Annotated in this window: 17 protein-coding genes and 2 tRNA genes; 9 read left to right on the top strand and 10 right to left on the bottom strand. The window is 70.3% G+C overall.

Going from position 1 to position 15,530, the window contains the following annotated elements; translation table 11 throughout:
• Positions 1-10 precede the first annotated feature (10 nt).
• Complete coding sequence (locus VIG79_RS10410) at positions 11-481, bottom strand: SRPBCC domain-containing protein (RefSeq protein ID WP_331885275.1); 471 nt, start codon at positions 479-481, stop codon at positions 11-13.
• A gap of 1 nt (position 482) precedes the next feature.
• Positions 483-896 carry an ArsR/SmtB family transcription factor gene (locus tag VIG79_RS10405; protein WP_331885273.1) on the bottom strand — a complete coding sequence of 138 codons (414 nt, stop codon included), beginning with the start codon at positions 894-896 and terminating at the stop codon, positions 483-485.
• Here VIG79_RS10405 and VIG79_RS10400 point away from each other — a divergent pair.
• On the top strand, positions 784-1,806 hold the full coding sequence (locus tag VIG79_RS10400) for an Rv2578c family radical SAM protein (RefSeq protein ID WP_331885271.1): 1,023 nt from the start codon (positions 784-786) through the stop codon (positions 1,804-1,806). The genes VIG79_RS10405 and VIG79_RS10400 overlap by 113 nt on opposite strands.
• An 18-nt stretch (positions 1,807-1,824) precedes the next feature.
• Here VIG79_RS10400 and VIG79_RS10395 read toward each other — a convergent pair whose 3' ends face one another.
• Both VIG79_RS10395 and VIG79_RS10390 read right to left on the bottom strand, forming a co-directional pair.
• Entirely contained in the window at positions 1,825-3,384 is a 1,560-nt protein-coding gene (locus VIG79_RS10395) for an MFS transporter (protein WP_331885269.1), read from the bottom strand.
• 85 nt (positions 3,385-3,469) lie between these two features.
• Positions 3,470-4,066, bottom strand: coding sequence for a TetR/AcrR family transcriptional regulator (locus VIG79_RS10390; RefSeq protein ID WP_331885267.1), 597 nt, complete (start codon positions 4,064-4,066; stop codon positions 3,470-3,472).
• Positions 4,067-4,249: 183 nt separating this feature from the next.
• On the opposite strand from VIG79_RS10390, the gene VIG79_RS10385 reads away from it, so the two are divergent.
• On the top strand, positions 4,250-5,104 hold the full coding sequence (locus VIG79_RS10385) for a VOC family protein (protein WP_331885265.1): 855 nt from the start codon (positions 4,250-4,252) through the stop codon (positions 5,102-5,104).
• Positions 5,105-5,161: 57 nt separating this feature from the next.
• On the opposite strand, the gene clpX is transcribed toward VIG79_RS10385, so the two are convergent.
• Entirely contained in the window at positions 5,162-6,448 is a 1,287-nt protein-coding gene (clpX, locus tag VIG79_RS10380) for an ATP-dependent Clp protease ATP-binding subunit ClpX (RefSeq protein ID WP_331885263.1), read from the bottom strand.
• Between the two features lie 535 nt (positions 6,449-6,983).
• Between clpX and VIG79_RS10375 the strand changes: the two genes are divergently transcribed.
• On the top strand, positions 6,984-7,436 hold the full coding sequence (locus tag VIG79_RS10375; RefSeq protein ID WP_331885261.1) for an acyl-CoA thioester hydrolase/BAAT C-terminal domain-containing protein: 453 nt from the start codon (positions 6,984-6,986) through the stop codon (positions 7,434-7,436).
• 224 nt (positions 7,437-7,660) lie between these two features.
• On the opposite strand, the gene VIG79_RS10370 is transcribed toward VIG79_RS10375, so the two are convergent.
• From VIG79_RS10370 to tig, 4 genes are all read right to left on the bottom strand, one after another.
• Positions 7,661-8,332, bottom strand: coding sequence for an ATP-dependent Clp protease proteolytic subunit (locus tag VIG79_RS10370; RefSeq protein WP_331885259.1), 672 nt, complete (start codon positions 8,330-8,332; stop codon positions 7,661-7,663).
• A 14-nt stretch (positions 8,333-8,346) separates the two neighbouring features.
• On the bottom strand, positions 8,347-8,961 hold the full coding sequence (locus VIG79_RS10365; RefSeq protein ID WP_331885307.1) for an ATP-dependent Clp protease proteolytic subunit: 615 nt from the start codon (positions 8,959-8,961) through the stop codon (positions 8,347-8,349).
• Between the two features lie 165 nt (positions 8,962-9,126).
• Positions 9,127-10,464 carry a hypothetical protein gene (locus VIG79_RS10360; RefSeq protein WP_331885257.1) on the bottom strand — a complete coding sequence of 446 codons (1,338 nt, stop codon included), beginning with the start codon at positions 10,462-10,464 and terminating at the stop codon, positions 9,127-9,129.
• 131 nt (positions 10,465-10,595) lie between these two features.
• Positions 10,596-11,996: a trigger factor gene (tig, locus tag VIG79_RS10355; RefSeq protein ID WP_331885255.1), complete on the bottom strand. Its 1,401-nt coding sequence runs from the start codon at positions 11,994-11,996 to the stop codon at positions 10,596-10,598.
• Between the two features lie 179 nt (positions 11,997-12,175).
• On the opposite strand from tig, the gene VIG79_RS10350 reads away from it, so the two are divergent.
• Positions 12,176-12,709, top strand: coding sequence for a hypothetical protein (locus VIG79_RS10350; protein WP_331885253.1), 534 nt, complete (start codon positions 12,176-12,178; stop codon positions 12,707-12,709).
• A 51-nt stretch (positions 12,710-12,760) separates the two neighbouring features.
• Here the strand turns inward: VIG79_RS10350 and VIG79_RS10345 are convergent.
• Positions 12,761-12,834 (bottom strand) — tRNA-Pro (locus tag VIG79_RS10345).
• 106 nt (positions 12,835-12,940) lie between these two features.
• Here VIG79_RS10345 and VIG79_RS10340 point away from each other — a divergent pair.
• The 5 genes from VIG79_RS10340 to VIG79_RS10320 form a co-directional block, all read left to right on the top strand.
• Positions 12,941-13,014 (top strand) — tRNA-Gly (locus tag VIG79_RS10340).
• A gap of 64 nt (positions 13,015-13,078) precedes the next feature.
• The gene (locus tag VIG79_RS10335) at positions 13,079-14,122 is read left to right on the top strand and encodes a hypothetical protein (RefSeq protein WP_331885251.1); all 1,044 of its coding nucleotides are present in this window, start codon (positions 13,079-13,081) and stop codon (positions 14,120-14,122) included.
• A gap of 190 nt (positions 14,123-14,312) precedes the next feature.
• On the top strand, positions 14,313-14,708 hold the full coding sequence (locus tag VIG79_RS10330; protein WP_331885249.1) for a YciI family protein: 396 nt from the start codon (positions 14,313-14,315) through the stop codon (positions 14,706-14,708).
• Between the two features lie 214 nt (positions 14,709-14,922).
• Entirely contained in the window at positions 14,923-15,117 is a 195-nt protein-coding gene (locus VIG79_RS10325; RefSeq protein WP_331885247.1) for a hypothetical protein, read from the top strand.
• A partial coding sequence (locus VIG79_RS10320) for a hypothetical protein (protein WP_331885245.1) occupies positions 15,075-15,530 on the top strand: 456 nt, incomplete at its 3' end. The genes VIG79_RS10325 and VIG79_RS10320, both read left to right, overlap by 43 nt.

Raw genomic sequence — 15,530 nt, 5'->3', positions numbered from 1 at the left:
GAACCCGGAGCTACCCGGCGACGACCGAAGCCAGCTTGTCGAACGCGCTGAGCCAGCCGCGCTCGGCGTGGACGCCGAACCCGGTCGGGTACGGACCGTCCGTGAGGGTCATCCGCGTTCGCGAACCCTGCGCCGATGCCTCCTCGTGCAGCTCGATCCGCACCAGCGTCGGCTCGGGCATGCCCGCGTCCGGCATCGGGTCGGACCGCAGCACGAGCAGGCCGGGCGGGTCGACCTCGACGATCTCGAAGCCGAGTGGCGACGCCGCGCCGTCGGGCATCACCATGGTCAGCTCGTAGCGCCCACCCACCCGTAGGTCGATCCGCACGCTCTCTCGCGGGGTCGTCAGTGGAGCGGGGCTGAACCACATCGCGACGTCGTCGGGGTCGGTCCAGGCCTGGAACACCCGCTCCCTCGAGGCGTCGAAGACGCGGGTGACGCGGACCTCGGCGCAGTGCTCGGTCATGCTGGTGTCGGCCATATCAGTCGTCCTCTCCTGTCCGGCGCAGGTGCGCCTCGAGCCGGTCCATCCGGGCGTCCCACGTCCGACGGCGAGCGAGCAGCCAGTCGACCGCCTCGTCCAGGGGGTCGACCTGCAACCGGCTCGGCCGCCACTGCGCCTCGCGCGTGCGCACGACCAGACCCGCCCGCTCCAAGACCTTGAGATGATGCGAGATCGCCGGCAGGGACACCGCGAACGGCTCGGCCAGCTGGCCCCACAGCGCACGGCGTCGACGCGCTCGGTTCTCGACATCTACTCGTACGTGTGTTCGAATATCGGGTATGCGATGGCAGGGCCAGTCGATCGGCGCCCGGGTACCCGGTGCCCTACCCGGCCTGGACGCCAACGACGGGCTCGTCCGGACGGTCCGGACGCCCGAGTTCGCCGGGATCACCTTCCACGAGGTGCTCGCGAAGTCGGCGCTGAACCGGATCCCCGCGGCGGCTCAGCTCCCCTTCGAGTGGACCGTCAACCCCTACCGCGGCTGCACGCACGCCTGCGTCTACTGCTTCGCCCGCAACACGCATACCTATCTCGACCTCGACGCGGGCGCGGACTTCGACAGCCAGATCGTCGTCAAGACCAACGTCGCCGACGTCCTCACGCGCGAGCTCCACCGGCCGAGCTGGGACCACGAGGCGGTGGCCCTGGGCACGAACACCGACCCGTACCAACGCGCCGAGGGTCGCTACCGGCTGATGCCCGGGATCATCAAGGCCCTTGCGGGGTCGGGGACGCCGTTCTCGATCCTCACCAAGGGGACGATCGCGAAGCGGGACCTCCCACTGCTCACCGCGGCCGCGCGTGACGTGCACGTGGGCTTCGGCGTCTCGATCGCCATCGGGGACGAAGGGCTGCACCAGCGACTCGAACCCGGGACGTCCTCCCCCAGAGCTCGGCTGGACCTCGTCCGGGCGGTCACCGATGCCGGGCTCCCGTGCCACGTCATGGTCGCCCCGGTCATCCCGCACCTCAGCGACGACACCGCAGCCGTCGACGCACTCCTCTCGCGCATCGCCGCGGCCGGCGCGACGTCGGCCACCGTGATGGCACTGCACCTGCGCCCCGGTACCCGCGAGTGGTGGTTCGCGTGGCTCGAGCGGGAGCACCCCGAGCTGCTCCCCGCATACCGGAGCCTGTATGCGCGGGGCGCGTTCGCGACCCCGGCCTACCGCGACGACCTGGCGCGGCGGGTGCTGCCGCTGCTGGAGCGGCACGGTCTGGGTGGGCGCGCGCGTGCCCAGCACCGACAGGTCGGGACCGTGACCACGAAGCCCGCGGTCACGGTCCCGACGTTGTTCTAGACAACCCGCCCAGGCGGGTCAGCCGAGGTGCGGCCCGGAGACCGCTTCGCGGGACGCGAGCTCCTCGTGCTTGACGTTCAGGCCGAAGAAGATGACCAGTGAACCGACGAGGATCATCGCCGCGCCGACGAGGAAGCCCCGGGTGGAGCCGTCGGTCTGTGCGACGAGCTGCGCCTGGGCCATGGCCGCATGGGCCTGGTCGGCGGTGATCGCCCCGGACTGTGCCTGCCCCTGGATCGGGCCGGCGAGCGCGGTCATCCGGTCGGCGAAGCCGTGCGTGAACACGGTGGTGAGGGCCGCGAGGCCGATCGCCCCACCGATCTGCTGCGCGGTGTTGAGGGCGGCCGAGCTGGCGCCGGAGTCCTCGGCCCGCACGCCGGCGACGGCGGTCAGCGTGAGCGGCACGAAGGTCAGCCCGAGCCCGAAGGCGAGGACGACGATCCACGGCAGCAGGTGGGCGGCATACGTGCTGTCCACGGTGAGCTGGCTGAAGCCGAACATTCCGATGGACGCGATGAGCGCACCGGGACCGGAGATCCAGCGCGGGTCGATCCTGCTGGCCAGCGTCGAGGCGATACCGGCTCCGGCGACCATGGCCGCGGAGAACGGCAGGAACGCGAACCCGGCCTGGAGCGGGCCGTACCCGAGCACCTGCTGGATGTAGAGGCCGAGGAAGTAGAACATCGCGAACATCCCGGCGCCGACGAGCAGCATGACGAAGAGGCTGAGGCCGCGGGTGCGGTCGGCGACGATCCGGATCGGCAGGAGGGCGTGCGGGTTGCGGCGCTCGTAGAGCACGAACGTGACCAGGAGGACGACACCGAGCGCGAGCGAGGTGAGGGTCACCGGGGAGTCCCAGCCGCCGGCCGGGTCGGCCGCGTGGGTCAGGCCGTAGACGATACCGACGAGACCGGCGGTACCGGTGATGGCGCCGATGAAGTCGAAGCTGCCCTCCGACCGCTCGCTCTCGATGAGCACCCGCGGAGCGAGGGTCGCGACGAGCAGGCCGATCGGCACGTTGATGAAGAAGGTCCAGCGCCAGTCGTACTCGGTCAGGGCGCCGCCGAGGATGAGGCCGACGGCCGCACCGACACCGGACATCGCCGCGTACACGCCCATGGCGCGGTTGCGTTCCTTGCCGGCCGGGAAGGTCGTGGTGATGAGGGCGAGGGCGGCGGGTGAGGCGATCGCGGCGCCGGCGCCCTGGGCGATCCGGGAGGCGATGAGCATGGCCTCGTTGACGGCCAGGCCACCGACGAGGGACGCGCCGGCGAAGAGCAGGACACCGATGATGAACATACGGCGTCGACCGAGCAGGTCGCCGAGCCGGCCGCCGAGCAGCAGCAGGCTGCCAAGGGCGAGGGCGTAGGCGTTGACGACCCAGGACAGGCTGGCGTTGCTGAAGCCAAGGTCGGTCTGGATGTGCGGCAGCGCGATGTTGACGATGGTGCCGTCGAGCACGATCATCAGCTGGGCGCCGCCGATGACGGCGAGCGCGATCCCGAGGCCGCGCGGGCGGCGCCGGGTCTCGGGTTCGGGGAGGACGTCCGGGGTGGGGACGTCGGAGATCACGGACATGGGGAAGCCTTTCGTGGACAGGGGCGGGTAGACCGTCTCCGTCGACGGCAGGGGTAGCGGTGGGGTGCGGGTGAGACCCGGCGCGTCAGCGCAAGGTGGCCCGACACGCGGGCAGGACGACGTCGTCCACGATCGCGGTGATGTCGATGACGCTGCAGTCGCGGCCGAAGACGACCGCCTGGTGCACGGCCATCGCCGGCAGGATCGAGGCCAGTCGCTCGAGGTCGGCGTCGGGGCCGATCTCGCCGCGTTCCTGGGCGCGGCGGAAGGTGCCGATCGACTGCTCGCTCATCGGCCCGAGGAAGCGGGACTCGAACTCCCGGAACAGCTCCTCGTCGCGGTGCAACGCCGGCATGACGGCGGCGAGCAGCGACGGGAGGCCCTCGGTGAGGCCTCGGTCCTGGCAGCCGCCGAAGAGCAGATCGCCCCGCAGCGAGCCGGAGTCCGGGCGCTCGAGGACCGACGGGCAGATCGTCTCGACCACGGACTCGACGACGAGGGCGGCCTTGGTGGGCCACTTGCGGTAGAGCGTGGCCTTGCTGGCCCGGACTTCCGCCGCGACCGCGTCGAAGGTGAGCTTGTCGTAGCCGTGCTCGATGAGCAGTCGGATGACCGCCTCGTGGATCTCGGTGGCCCGTTCCCCCTCGACCCGGGGTCGGGAAGCGGTGACGGTGGGGCTCACGGTCGGTCCTTCCTCAGGCTGGCTCGGTACGGATGAAACGAAACCGTTTCGTACTATCCAGACAGTACGCCGTCGTTCCATCCGGGTCAAGTCGGCCCAGGCCGCCGTTGTTCCCACCGCTGCGGGGAGATGGCGCCCTGCGGCGGCGGCTGGGGTGTCGGTGCGGTCTGCCACGATCGGCGTATGAGCAGCGAGAACGACCAGGTCGTCCTCACCGACCAGCGCCGCTACCCCCAGGGGGTGCCGTCGTGGGTCGACGTGACCCAGACCGACCTCGCGGCCGCCTCGGAGTTCTACCGCGGGCTCTTCGGCTGGGAGCTGACCCACGTCATGCCCTCCGACGCCCCCGACGCCTACCTCGTCGCTACGCTCGACGGGCACGACGCCGCCGCCGTCGCACCCGCGGGCGACGCCGAGGGCACGAGGTGGCGAACCTACGTGGCCTGTGACGACGCGGACGCCACCGCGTCGGCCGTCGCCCAGGCGGGCGGCGCGGTGCTCATCGCCCCCGCGGACGCCGGCCCGGGCGGCCGCACGGCGACCTGCGCCGATCCCCAAGGGGCGGTGTTCCATCTCTGGCAGGCCGGCCGCCGGCTCGGGGCCCAGGTGGCCAACCTGCCGGGCGCCTGGAACTTCAGCATCCTGCACACCTCCGATCCCGGCGCGGTCCTGCCGTTCTACGCGGCGGTGTTCGGCTGGGCGGCCGACCCGGAGCTCGGCGCCGGCATGATCCGCGTGCCGGGCTACGGCGACCACCTCGCAGCGACCGTCGACCCGCGCATCCACGAACGCCAGCAGTTTGCGCCGCCCGGGTTCGCCGACGTTGTCGCCGGAGTCATGCCGGACGCCGACCCCGCTCAGGCGGGTTGGCAGGTGACCTTCACCGTGGCCGACCGGGACGAGTCGGTCTCCGCGGCGGAGCGGCTGGGGGCGACGGTGCTCTCCGCCGCCGACACCGAGTGGACGCGCGAGGCGGTCGTCCGCGACCCGCAGGGCGCCACGCTCACGCTGAGCCAGTTCGCTCCACCGGAGTGGTGAGCCGGGCGCGTCGGCGGGGGCCGACGCCTACCGGCTGAACGCCCGAAGGGCGAGCGGTCAGGCGCTTTCCTTGCGCTGCTGGCGCTTGGCCCGGGCCGGGACGTCGCGCCGGACGATCGTCGGCAGCACGTTGTCGAGGACGACCTCGCGGGTCACGACGACGCGGGCGATGTCGTCCTCGCTGGGAACGTCGAACATCACCGGGAGGAGGACCTCCTCCATGATCGCGCGCAGGCCGCGAGCGCCGATGCCGCGCAGGAGGGCCTGGTCGGCCACCGCCTCGATGGCGTCGGTGGTGAACTCGAGCTCGACACCGTCGATCTCGAACATCTTCTTGTACTGCTTGACCAGGGCGTTGCGCGGCTCGGTGAGGATCTGGACCAACGCGTCGCGGTCGAGCGGGCTCACCGTCGTGATGACCGGCAGGCGGCCGATGAACTCGGGGATGAGACCGAACTTCATCAGGTCCTCGGGCATCACCTCGTGGATCGAGTCGGCGAGGTCCTTGGGCGAGTGCAGCTCGCTGCCGAAGCCGAGTCCCTTCTTGCCGTTGCGCGACTCGACCAGCTTCTCCAGGCCGGCGAACGCGCCGCCCACGATGAACAGGACGTTCGTCGTGTCGATCTGGATGAACTCCTGGTGCGGGTGCTTGCGGCCGCCCTGCGGGGGGACGGACGCCGTCGTTCCCTCGAGGATCTTCAGCAACGCCTGCTGGACACCCTCCCCGGAGACGTCGCGGGTGATGGACGGGTTCTCGCTCTTGCGGGCGATCTTGTCGACCTCGTCGATGTAGATGATCCCCGTCTCGGCCTTCTTGACGTCGTAGTCGGCCGCCTGGATCAGCTTGAGAAGGATGTTCTCGACGTCCTCACCGACGTAGCCGGCCTCGGTGAGGGCCGTGGCGTCCGCGATGGCGAACGGGACGTTGAGCATCTTGGCCAGCGTCTGCGCGAGGTAGGTCTTGCCGCAGCCGGTCGGGCCGATGAGCAGGATGTTCGACTTGGAGATGTCGACATGGTCGGAGTCCTTCTTGACCGGCCCCGACTCGCCCGCCTGGATGCGCTTGTAGTGGTTGTAGACCGCGACGGCGAGCGCCTTCTTGGCGGTGTCCTGGCCGACCACGTAGTTCTCGAGGAACTCGAAGATCTCGCGCGGCTTGGGCAGCTCGTCGAGCCCCAGCTCGGAGGACTCGGCCAGCTCCTCCTCGATGATCTCGTTGCAGAGGTCGACGCACTCGTCGCAGATGTAGACGCCCGGACCGGCGATGAGCTTCTTGACCTGCTTCTGCGACTTGCCGCAGAAGGAGCACTTGAGGAGGTCGCCACCGTCTCCGATGCGGGCCACGTGGTTCCTCCTGCGGTTGGGTCCTGCCGGCGGGTGCTGCTGGTGGGTCTGACCGGGGCGGTTCGTCCGACGCTACCGGTCGGATCGGTCGTCCGCCCCTATTACACGCGTAGACCGGGCCGCGTCGCACTCCTCATTCGCCCGTTCCGCTCTCGGCGGACAGTCGGGGACCCGCCATATATTCGGCGGATCCGTCGCTCCAGGGCGCGAGTGACCCGACGCTGCTGATCTCGACCATGCAGCCTCCGGCCGGCTCCACGGGTGCGACGGGTGGCGGGTTCGTCTGGCCGGCTACCGCCGCGACGTTCTCCTGGACCGTCCTGGGCGCGGACGGACAGACCCTGGCCAGGGCGTCGACGCAGCGTTCGCTCCTGCCCGCCAGGCCTCGGCTGGTCCCCCTCGCCAAGGACAGGGACGGGATCGTCGGCTCGTATGCGGCGGTGCCGGACGGCGCCCGGCACCCGGCGGTACTCGTGCTCGGCGGCTCGGATACTACAAGGCGCCCGGGCTGCCGGACCCCCTCAGCCAGATCCCGATGGAGACGTGCGACAAGGGGCTCGAGTGGCTCCGCACGCAACCGGAGGTCGACCCCGCTCGGGTGTGGGTCATGGGGGGTCATGGGGGGTCGTACGGGTCCGAGGCGGCGCTGCTCGAGGCGTCCCGTCGGCCGGACCTGGTCCATGGCGTGATCGCCGTGTCGCCGTCGAACTCGGTCACCGTGTCCTTCCCCGCGAACGGTCGCTCGCCGTGGACCGTGGGCGGGCAGGACGTCCCGTTCACCGCCCTGTTCGGCAACCCGGACCCCGCCGACAACCCGGCGGCGCTCATCCCAGTCGAGACGGTCGGGGGGCCGGTGCTCGCGGTCGGCGGCGAGACCGACACGCTGTGGCCGTCATGCCCCTACGCGAACGCCATCATGAGCCGACTCGACGCGAAGGGCTTCGCGCACCCGCACGAGGTGTACGCCTACCCGCAGGCCGGGCACTAACGTCGACCTCCTCGTGCCATACCAGCCGAGCCGGGCGGACCTCTTCGCCCACGGCGTCAGCCCGCAGGCGGATGAGCTCGCCCGGATCGACGTCTGGCCCAAGGTGCTTCAGGCCATCTCGACCGGCTGACCCGTCGGCCTGATCGCCGAGCCCCGGAACCGCGATGAGCGCAGCCCCCGGATCCGGGATGCTGCGCTCATCGACGTGCGGTCCAGCCAGGCGTTCAGCTGTTCAGGGAGTTCTTCCGGGACAGCAGGACCTCGTCGATGAGGCCGTACTCCTTGGCCTCCGCCGCGGACATGATCTTGTCGCGCTCGATGTCCTCGTTGACCTGCTCCGGGGTACGCCCGGTGTGGCCGGCCAGCGTCTCCTCGAGCCAGGTACGCATACGAAGCACCTCGTTGGCCTGGATCTCGATGTCCGAGGCCTGGCCGTAGTCACCGCCGCCGAGCGCGGGCTGGTGGATGAGGATCCGCGCGTTGGGCAGCGCGAACCGTTTGCCCTTGGCGCCGGCGGCCGTGAGGACCGCGGCCGCGGAGGCGGCCTGCCCAACGACGAACGTCTGGATGTCCGGCCGGATGTACTGCATCGTGTCGTAGATCGCCGTCATGGCGGTGAACGAGCCACCCGGGCTGTTGATGTACATGAGGATGTCGCGGTCCGGGTCCTGCGACTCCAGCACGATGAGCTGAGCGATGATGTCGTCCGCCGACGCGTCGTCGACCTGGACGCCAAGGAAGATGATGCGGTCCTCGAACATCTTCGTGTAGGGGTCGAGACGCTTCATCCCGTAGGACGTCCGCTCCTCGAACTGGGGCAGGATGTAGCGGCTCGACGGGGCAGGCGCCGGGGCGCCGCCTCGCACGAGGGGGCTACCGAACGGGTTCATGGTCATGTCTGCTCTCTCCGTCAGTTCTCGGTCGTCGCGTCACCGGTGAGCGGGGCGTCCCCGGGGGCGTTGCCCCTCTCGGCCTCCGACGCCCGACTGGTGACCTGGTCGACGAAGCCGTAGGCCTTGGCCTCCTCGGCGGTGAACCAGCGGTCCCGGTCGGAGTCGCGCTCGATCTGCGCGAGCTCCTGGCCGGTGTGCTCCGCGATGAGCTCGGCCATCTGCTTCTTGATGTGGAGCATCTGCTCGGCCTGGATCTTGATGTCGCTGGCCGTGCCGCCGATGCCGCCCGAGGGCTGGTGCATCATCACGCGGGCGTGCGGCGTCGCATACCGCTTGCCGGGGGTACCGGCGCTGAGGAGGAACTGCCCCATCGAGGCGGCCATCCCCATCGCGACGGTGGCGACGTCGTTGGGCACCCACTGCATGGTGTCGAAGATCGCCATACCGGCGGTCACCGACCCACCCGGGCTGTTGATGTAGAGCCAGATGTCCTTGCTGGGGTCCTCGGCGGCGAGGAGGAGCATCTGCGCGCAGATCGCGTTCGCGTTGTCGTCGCGAACCTCGGAGCCGAGGAAGATGATCCGCTCCTTGAGGAGGCGGTTGTAGATGTGGTCGTCCAGGCCGCCGGTCATGCCTTCGCCGGCGGCGACGATGTCGGTACTGCGGGCCACGGTGGCCTCCAGGTCTGGTCTCGAGTCGGGTCTGTCGTGCTTCGCAAAGACCCTAACGTCGGCACCCCACGCGGGAATCCCGCTCGGGACGGTGTTCGCCGTGAGCGCATCTCAGCCGGACGCACCTCAGCGCGGAGTAGCCGCCACCTGCCAGCTGGGAACAGCGGGTACCCAGCCGCGAGCGGCGGGGTTGGTCACCGGCGGGTACGCCTCGAACGAGCCGGTCACGTCGATGGTGATCCCCGTGGGGGCGCTGCCGTCACGAGTCCGCAGACCGAGGCCCCGGGCGGCGCCCACCTGGGCCTGGACCGGCACCGTCGTGGTCCCCGCGACGACGTCGACGTCGGAGGCCGTCGTGGCCTCGGGGGTGTCGACCTCGATGCCCGCCGGTCCGCCGGACGAGGTGGCGGTGACCACGCCCACCAGAGCGAACGTGCTGTCGCCGACCACGGCGTCGCTCGGAGTCACCGTGGTGCGTCGCCCCGGCTGCAGAGCGGCCGCTCCGACCGAGGTCGACGTGTCGACGACCCGCGTCTGCGGGAGCGGGCGGAAGCGCAGGTTGGGACCCAGGGCTCCGTCGTCGTAGAAGCCGACCAGGTCGAGCGTGACGCTGGTCGCACCGCTGGACGCATTGGTCACCGCGACTCCGAGCCGGCCGTCGGGGTCGAGGGTCGCGGGCACGACGGCGAGGTTGGATGACGTCGCCCCACCTGCGAAGGCGACCGAGGGCACGGACGCGGCGGCACCGACCGGGCCGACGGCGAGGGTGCCAGGGGCCGCTGCCCCGGTCGCCGTCGCCCGGACGAGCAAGGCGGTCGTATGCGGGGTGGCGGCGGCCCCGAGGTCGACGCCGACGAGCTGCCGCGCGCCGGCGGCCAGCGGGTGGGTGCTGTCGGTACCGAAGAGCCGGGTGACGTCGACCGGCTGGTAGCCGCCGGAGAGGCCCTGGCTGCCGAGGACGGTGTCGTCGGCGGCGTAGAAGCCGACCAGGTCGACGGACACCGTGGCAGCGCTGGAGGTGGTCAGCTGGACAGACCCGGACGCAGTGATCGGAAGGGTGAGCAGGGCCGAGCGGGAGGCGCCGGCCGGGGCCACCAGCAGGGGTGCCGCCGCTGGTGCGCCCGGCGCCCCGAACGACAGCGCCGCATCGGCGGCTCCGGCCACGGCGACGACGTTGAGGACGACGGCCGAGATGCCGGAGCTCGGGAGACCCGAACGACCGGCCACGGCGACCGTTGCCCCGGAGGCGGGATCCACCGCGTACCCGGTGTCCGGTGTGCCGAGGAGCCTGACGGGCGTCGTGGGGTAGAACGTGCCCGCCGCGGGAACCGCGCGTGGCAGCACCGAGCCACCGGGCTGCGGGTCAGCCTGCTTGGTCGGCAACGCGGCCGCCGACGACACGCCGACACCCGTCACGGCGACCATGGCCGCGACGATGGCCGTGGCGTGGCGCCGTGGGTGCATCGTGCCTGCTTCGTCCTGGGGAGCTTCGTGCTGGGAAGCACGGTCGAGGGACCCGGCGGGGTCCGGGCCGAAAAACCCAGTCTAGGCCGGTTCTCGCCCACCGCCAGGGCTGTTCACAACTACCCCGGCGATCAGGCCTTGGGGGCGGTCGCGCCCTCGTCGGCGGGCGCGTCCTCGGCCGTCACCTCGACGACCTCGGTGTCGAACTCGGTGTCGGACTCCGACTCCGCCTCGCCCTCCGCCTCGTCATCCGCCTCGGACCCGCTCTGGGGCAGCGCCGCGTCGAGGTCGATGACGGTGCCGTCGGTGTCGACGACCGACGCCTGCTCCAGCACGTAGGCGAGCGCCTTGCGCCGCGCCACCTCCGCGACCATGGCGGGGACCTGGCCCTGCTGGTCGATGTTCTGGGCGAACTCGTTCGGATCCATGCCGTACTGCTGGGCCGACATGACGATGTACTCGATGAGCTCCGGCTGCTCCACCCGGATCTCCTCCTTCTCGACGATCGCGTCGAGGAGGAGCTGGGCGCGCAGGGCATTGCGGGTCGACTCGTCGACCTCGGCGCGGTGCTCGTCGTCCTCGAGGCGATTCTCGCCCTCGAGGTGGGAGTGGACCTCGGCCTCGACGATCCCCTCAGGGATCGGGACCTCGGTGGCCTCGAGCAGCTGCTCAAGGACCTTGTCACGGGCCTGGACGCCCTGCTCGAACCGCTTCGACTGCTCGACCTGCTGCACGACGTCGGCGCGCAGCTCGTCCAGGGTGTCGAACTCGGACGCCAGCTGGGCGAAGTCGTCGTCGAGCTCGGGCAGCTCGCGCTCCTTGACCGACTGGACGCTGACGACGCACTCGGCCACCTGGCCCTCGCGGTCGCCGCCGGCGAGCGGGGCGGTGAACTCCTTGGTCTCGCCGGCCGACATCCCGACGAGCGCCTCGTCGATGCCCTCGATCATGTTGTTCGTGCCGACCTCGTAGGAGACACCGTTGACCGAGTCGATCTCCTCGCCCTCGATCGTCGCGGACAGGTCGATGGAGACGAAGTCCCCCTCCTGCGCGGCTCGCTCGACGCCCTTCAGCGTCCCGAAGCGCTGCTGCAGCGCGGTGATCCGCTCCGCCACATCGTTGTCGTCGGCGGCCACCGGGTCGACCTCGACGGTGATGTTGGAGTAGTCGGGCAGCTCGATCTCCGGCCGGACGTCCACCTCGGCGGTGAACTTCAGGTCCTGGCCTGCCTCGGCCGGCACCTCGGTGATGTCGACCTCCGGCTGCCCGAGCGGGCGCACGTTGTTCTCGTCGACGGCCTGGCCGTAGAACTGCGGGAGCGCCTCGTTGACGGCCTCCTGCAGTACAGCGCCGCGGCCGACCCGTTGGTCGATGATCCGCGTCGGGACCTTGCCCTTGCGGAACCCGGGCACCTGGATCTGCTGGCCGATGGTCTTGTATGCCGCGTCGAGGCTGGGTTTCAGCTCCTCGTACGACACCTCGACGGTCATCTTGACCCGGGTCGGGTTCACGGACTCGAGGGCACTCTTCACTGCGGATCTCCGGGCATGTCGGCGGACGGTGTGCGCTGGTGGGTCGCTGGGCGCTGTGGCGTTGGACTCTGCGCGTGCGCGGGGCCTGCCCGCTGGCACGCGGCGTTGGCGCCGGCGACCAAGGGCCCATGCTAGCCGCCTCGCGCCCTGCGGCTTAATCGCGCGGATACGGTGGGGGCGTGAGCACGCCAGCGAAGAGGCCGCAGAAGAGCCCCGCCCTGCAGACCCTGCGCTACCTCGTCGGCGCGGTGATCGGCGCGCTGTTCCTCATGGCGGTCGCGCTGATGTTCATCCTCGGCCTCGGCGCCCCACCGCTGCTCTCGGTGGCCCTCCTGCTCCTCCTCGGGGCCGGGGCCTACTTCCTCATCGAGAGCGTGGGCTACCGGGTCAAGGCGCTCGACGCGAGTCTGAGCGAGGACGCGGCGCGCCAGGAGGGGATGAAGCAGTTCCAGTCGTCGCTGATGCGCCGCCTGGCGATCGCCGAGTCGGTCGCGGTCATCGGGATCCTGCTGGCCTTCATCGCCAAGACGGTGCTCATCTACGACGTCGGCGCCTCGGTCTCGATCCTGTTGCTGATGATCCACGTCTGGCCGTCGGAGCGGTCCGTCGACCGCGTCGTCACCGGCCTCGAGCGGGACGGCGCACGCACCGGGCTCCGCGAGATGCTCGGCTTCCGTGGCCCCGTGGACGGGCCGGTCACCGACCTCGGCTGAGCCATGGGGCCCTGCCGGCTGCCGACGCGGGGTGACCCGGGTCGAGGTAAGTCGGGGTAACAGGATTTGAACCTGCGGCCTTCCGCTCCCAAAGCGGACGCGCTACCAAGCTGCGCCATACCCCGTCGCCCCGCGATGCGGTCCGACGATTCGGTGCCGTGCGAGAGCGGGCATTAGGCTAACGCCCCGAACCCGCCGGTCGAGCACGCTGCACGCCTCGCGGGACGCCGCGCGGGCGTAGCTCAATGGTAGAGCCCCAGTCTTCCAAACTGGCTACGGGAGTTCGATTCTCCTCGCCCGCTCCACCTCACCTTCCGCTCGATCTCCCGGCGACCGCCGTCAGTGTCCCGGTCGTTCTAGAGTCACAGCGTGACTGCGACGTCCTCACCGCTGCCGATCCTGCCGACCTCCCTGGTGGGCAGCTACGCCCAGCCGGACTGGCTGATCGACCGGGCCAAGCTCGCCAGCCGGTTCCCACCGCGGGTGCGGGCGAGGGAGCTGTGGCGCGTCGACCCGGAGTACCTCGATCAGGCTCAGGACGACGCCACGGTGCTGGCCGTCCGCGCCCAGGTGGAGGCCGGACTCGACATCATCACCGACGGTGAGATGCGTCGAGAGTCCTACAGCAACCACTTCGCCACCGCCCTCGAGGGCGTCGACATCGACAACCCGGGCACCGCCCTCGACCGCAGCGGGCATCCGAACCCGGTGCCGCGGATCGCCGGCCCGATCGTGCGGCCGCACGCCGTGGGCGTCCGCGACGTCACGTTCCTCAAGGCGCACACCGACCACACGGTCAAGATGACCGTGCCCGGACCGTTCACGATGTCGCAGCAGGCCCAGAACGAGCACTACCCCGACCTGGAGTCGGCGGCCATGGCCTACGCCGCCGCCGTCAACGCCGAGATCAGGGACCTCCACGCGGCCGGCGCCGACCTGGTCCAGATCGACGAGCCTTACATGCAGGCCCGGCCCGAGGCGGCCCGCGAGTACGGGCTCGCCGCGCTGAACGCTGCGCTCGACGGCGTCACCGGCCGCACCGCGGTGCACATCTGTTTCGGGTACGCCGCGATCATCCATGAACGCCCCGAGGGGTACTCGTTCCTCCCCGAGCTGGCCGGCTGCTCGGCCGACCAGATCTCGATCGAGACGGCACAGTCGGGTCTGGATCTCGGCGTCCTGAAGGACCTCAGCGACAAGACCATCATTCTCGGCGTCATCAACCTGGCCGACCACGAGGTCGAGTCCGCGGAGCTGGTCGCCGACCGGGTACGCCGCGCGTTTCCCTACACCTCACCGGAGCGGATCACCATCGCCACGGACTGCGGGATGAAGTACCTCCCTCGGGCGAGTGCTGAGGGAAAGATGCGGGCCATGGCCGGCGCGGCGTCGATCCTGCGCGCGGAGCTCTAGCGGCGAGGATCGACGTCCGGGAGTCTCTCGGTCGCTCGACGAGTTCCAGCCTCGAGTGCGAGAGAAGGACCACCGCCGGATCCGAGCGCCGGAGAATGCTGCGGCGGAAATGTCCTCCCAGCACGGGTCCGTTCGTGGTGAGGGTGACGGGCAGCCGTTGGGGCTGCCCGGTGAGCTGAGGAGGGTGGACATGGCGTTGTACCTGATCGCCTTCAACGACGAGTGGGTTCCGGACCTGACGCTGGAGCAGCTCCGCGAAGCAGGCCGGGCCGGTCGAGGCGTGTGCGACGAGATGACCGCCGCCGGGGTGTTCGTCTTCAGCGACGGGGGTCTGGATGCGTCGACGGCGGTCTGCAGCGTGGACCCGAGCAGCGGCTCGCCGCTGTTCACCGACGGCCCGTTCGTCGAGACCAAGGAGCACCTCGGCGGGTTCGCCGTCGTGGACGTGGCCGACGACGCCGCGGCCCGCTACTGGGCGGGCCGGATCGCGATCGCGGTCGGCTGGCCGCAGGAGGTGCACCGGTTTCCGCACCGCGTCGGGATGCGGGCCGACGACCAGTCGGAGGCCGCTTCGTCAGGGCGGTAAGGACCGGCCTGGGGGCGGAGCGGATCCACCCGTACTCCCCGTCAGCACGATCCGGTCCCCGGTTGGCGGACACACCTTCTCCTGACGGACCCGCCACTTGGGGACGGCCGCGGTTCGCGGGCGGAGGAGGCTCGGTCTGTTCGTCCGCATACCTGGAGAAACGTCATGGAATCCGCTACCCCCCTCATCTGCCGCCAACCGCTCTCAACGCAGGGTGGCAGCAGCGTTGATCCTCGCCGCGGTGGTCGTCGTCATCTGGGGCGGCTACGGCCAAGGGTGGTCATGGACCGGACTGACCGCCAACGCCACCCTGTGGGCCTGGCTCAAGCTCCTGGCCCTCCCGGTGGCGGTGGCGACCCTCCCGCTGTGGCTTCGGTCGCACAGCCGGATGGCGGGGACGCGACGCTGACCGCCGCCGCGGTCGGGTTCGCCGCATTCGTGTTCCTCGCATACTGGCTCCAGTGGGCCTGGACCGGGTTCGCCGGCAACACCCTGTGGGACTGGTTCGAGGTACTGCTGCTGCCCATCGTCATCGTGACCGTCACGTTCTGGACGGCGGAGCGAAGGATCCAGCCATGGCACCGGTGGCTGCTCTCGGCTGCGGTTGCCGGCTTCGTGGTCTTCGTCGTCTTCGCGCACCGACTGCCGATCCAGTGGAGCGGGTTCGCGGACAACACCCTCTTCGACTGGGTGCGTCTGCTCCTCGTCCCGCTCCTGATGCCACTGCTGATCGTCCCCGCGACCACGAACTGGTTCGAGAAGGGCATCCGGGAGGTAGAGGACGAGGAGGCCACCGAGCCGGTGAAGTACGAGATCTGGCTC

This window comes from Lapillicoccus sp. (assembly GCF_036559105.1).
Taxonomy (GTDB): domain Bacteria; phylum Actinomycetota; class Actinomycetes; order Actinomycetales; family Dermatophilaceae; genus Lapillicoccus.
This window is presented reverse-complemented; position numbering and strand designations above follow the sequence as displayed.

What these genes read in the sequence shown, in the direction of transcription:
- VIG79_RS10370 (WP_331885259.1), bottom strand. Translation starts at nt 8,332, where the DNA reads ATGACCATGAACCCGTTCGGTAGCCCCCTCGTGCGAGGCGGCGCCCCG.
- VIG79_RS10400 (WP_331885271.1), top strand. Translation starts at nt 784, where the DNA reads ATGCGATGGCAGGGCCAGTCGATCGGCGCCCGGGTACCCGGTGCCCTA.
- VIG79_RS10330 (WP_331885249.1), top strand. Translation starts at nt 14,313, where the DNA reads ATGGCGTTGTACCTGATCGCCTTCAACGACGAGTGGGTTCCGGACCTG.
- VIG79_RS10410 (WP_331885275.1), bottom strand. Translation starts at nt 481, where the DNA reads ATGGCCGACACCAGCATGACCGAGCACTGCGCCGAGGTCCGCGTCACC.
- VIG79_RS10365 (WP_331885307.1), bottom strand. Translation starts at nt 8,961, where the DNA reads ATGACCGGCGGCCTGGACGACCACATCTACAACCGCCTCCTCAAGGAG.
- VIG79_RS10360 (WP_331885257.1), bottom strand. Translation starts at nt 10,464, where the DNA reads ATGCACCCACGGCGCCACGCCACGGCCATCGTCGCGGCCATGGTCGCC.
- VIG79_RS10395 (WP_331885269.1), bottom strand. Translation starts at nt 3,384, where the DNA reads ATGTCCGTGATCTCCGACGTCCCCACCCCGGACGTCCTCCCCGAACCC.
- VIG79_RS10385 (WP_331885265.1), top strand. Translation starts at nt 4,250, where the DNA reads ATGAGCAGCGAGAACGACCAGGTCGTCCTCACCGACCAGCGCCGCTAC.
- VIG79_RS10375 (WP_331885261.1), top strand. Translation starts at nt 6,984, where the DNA reads ATGGAGACGTGCGACAAGGGGCTCGAGTGGCTCCGCACGCAACCGGAG.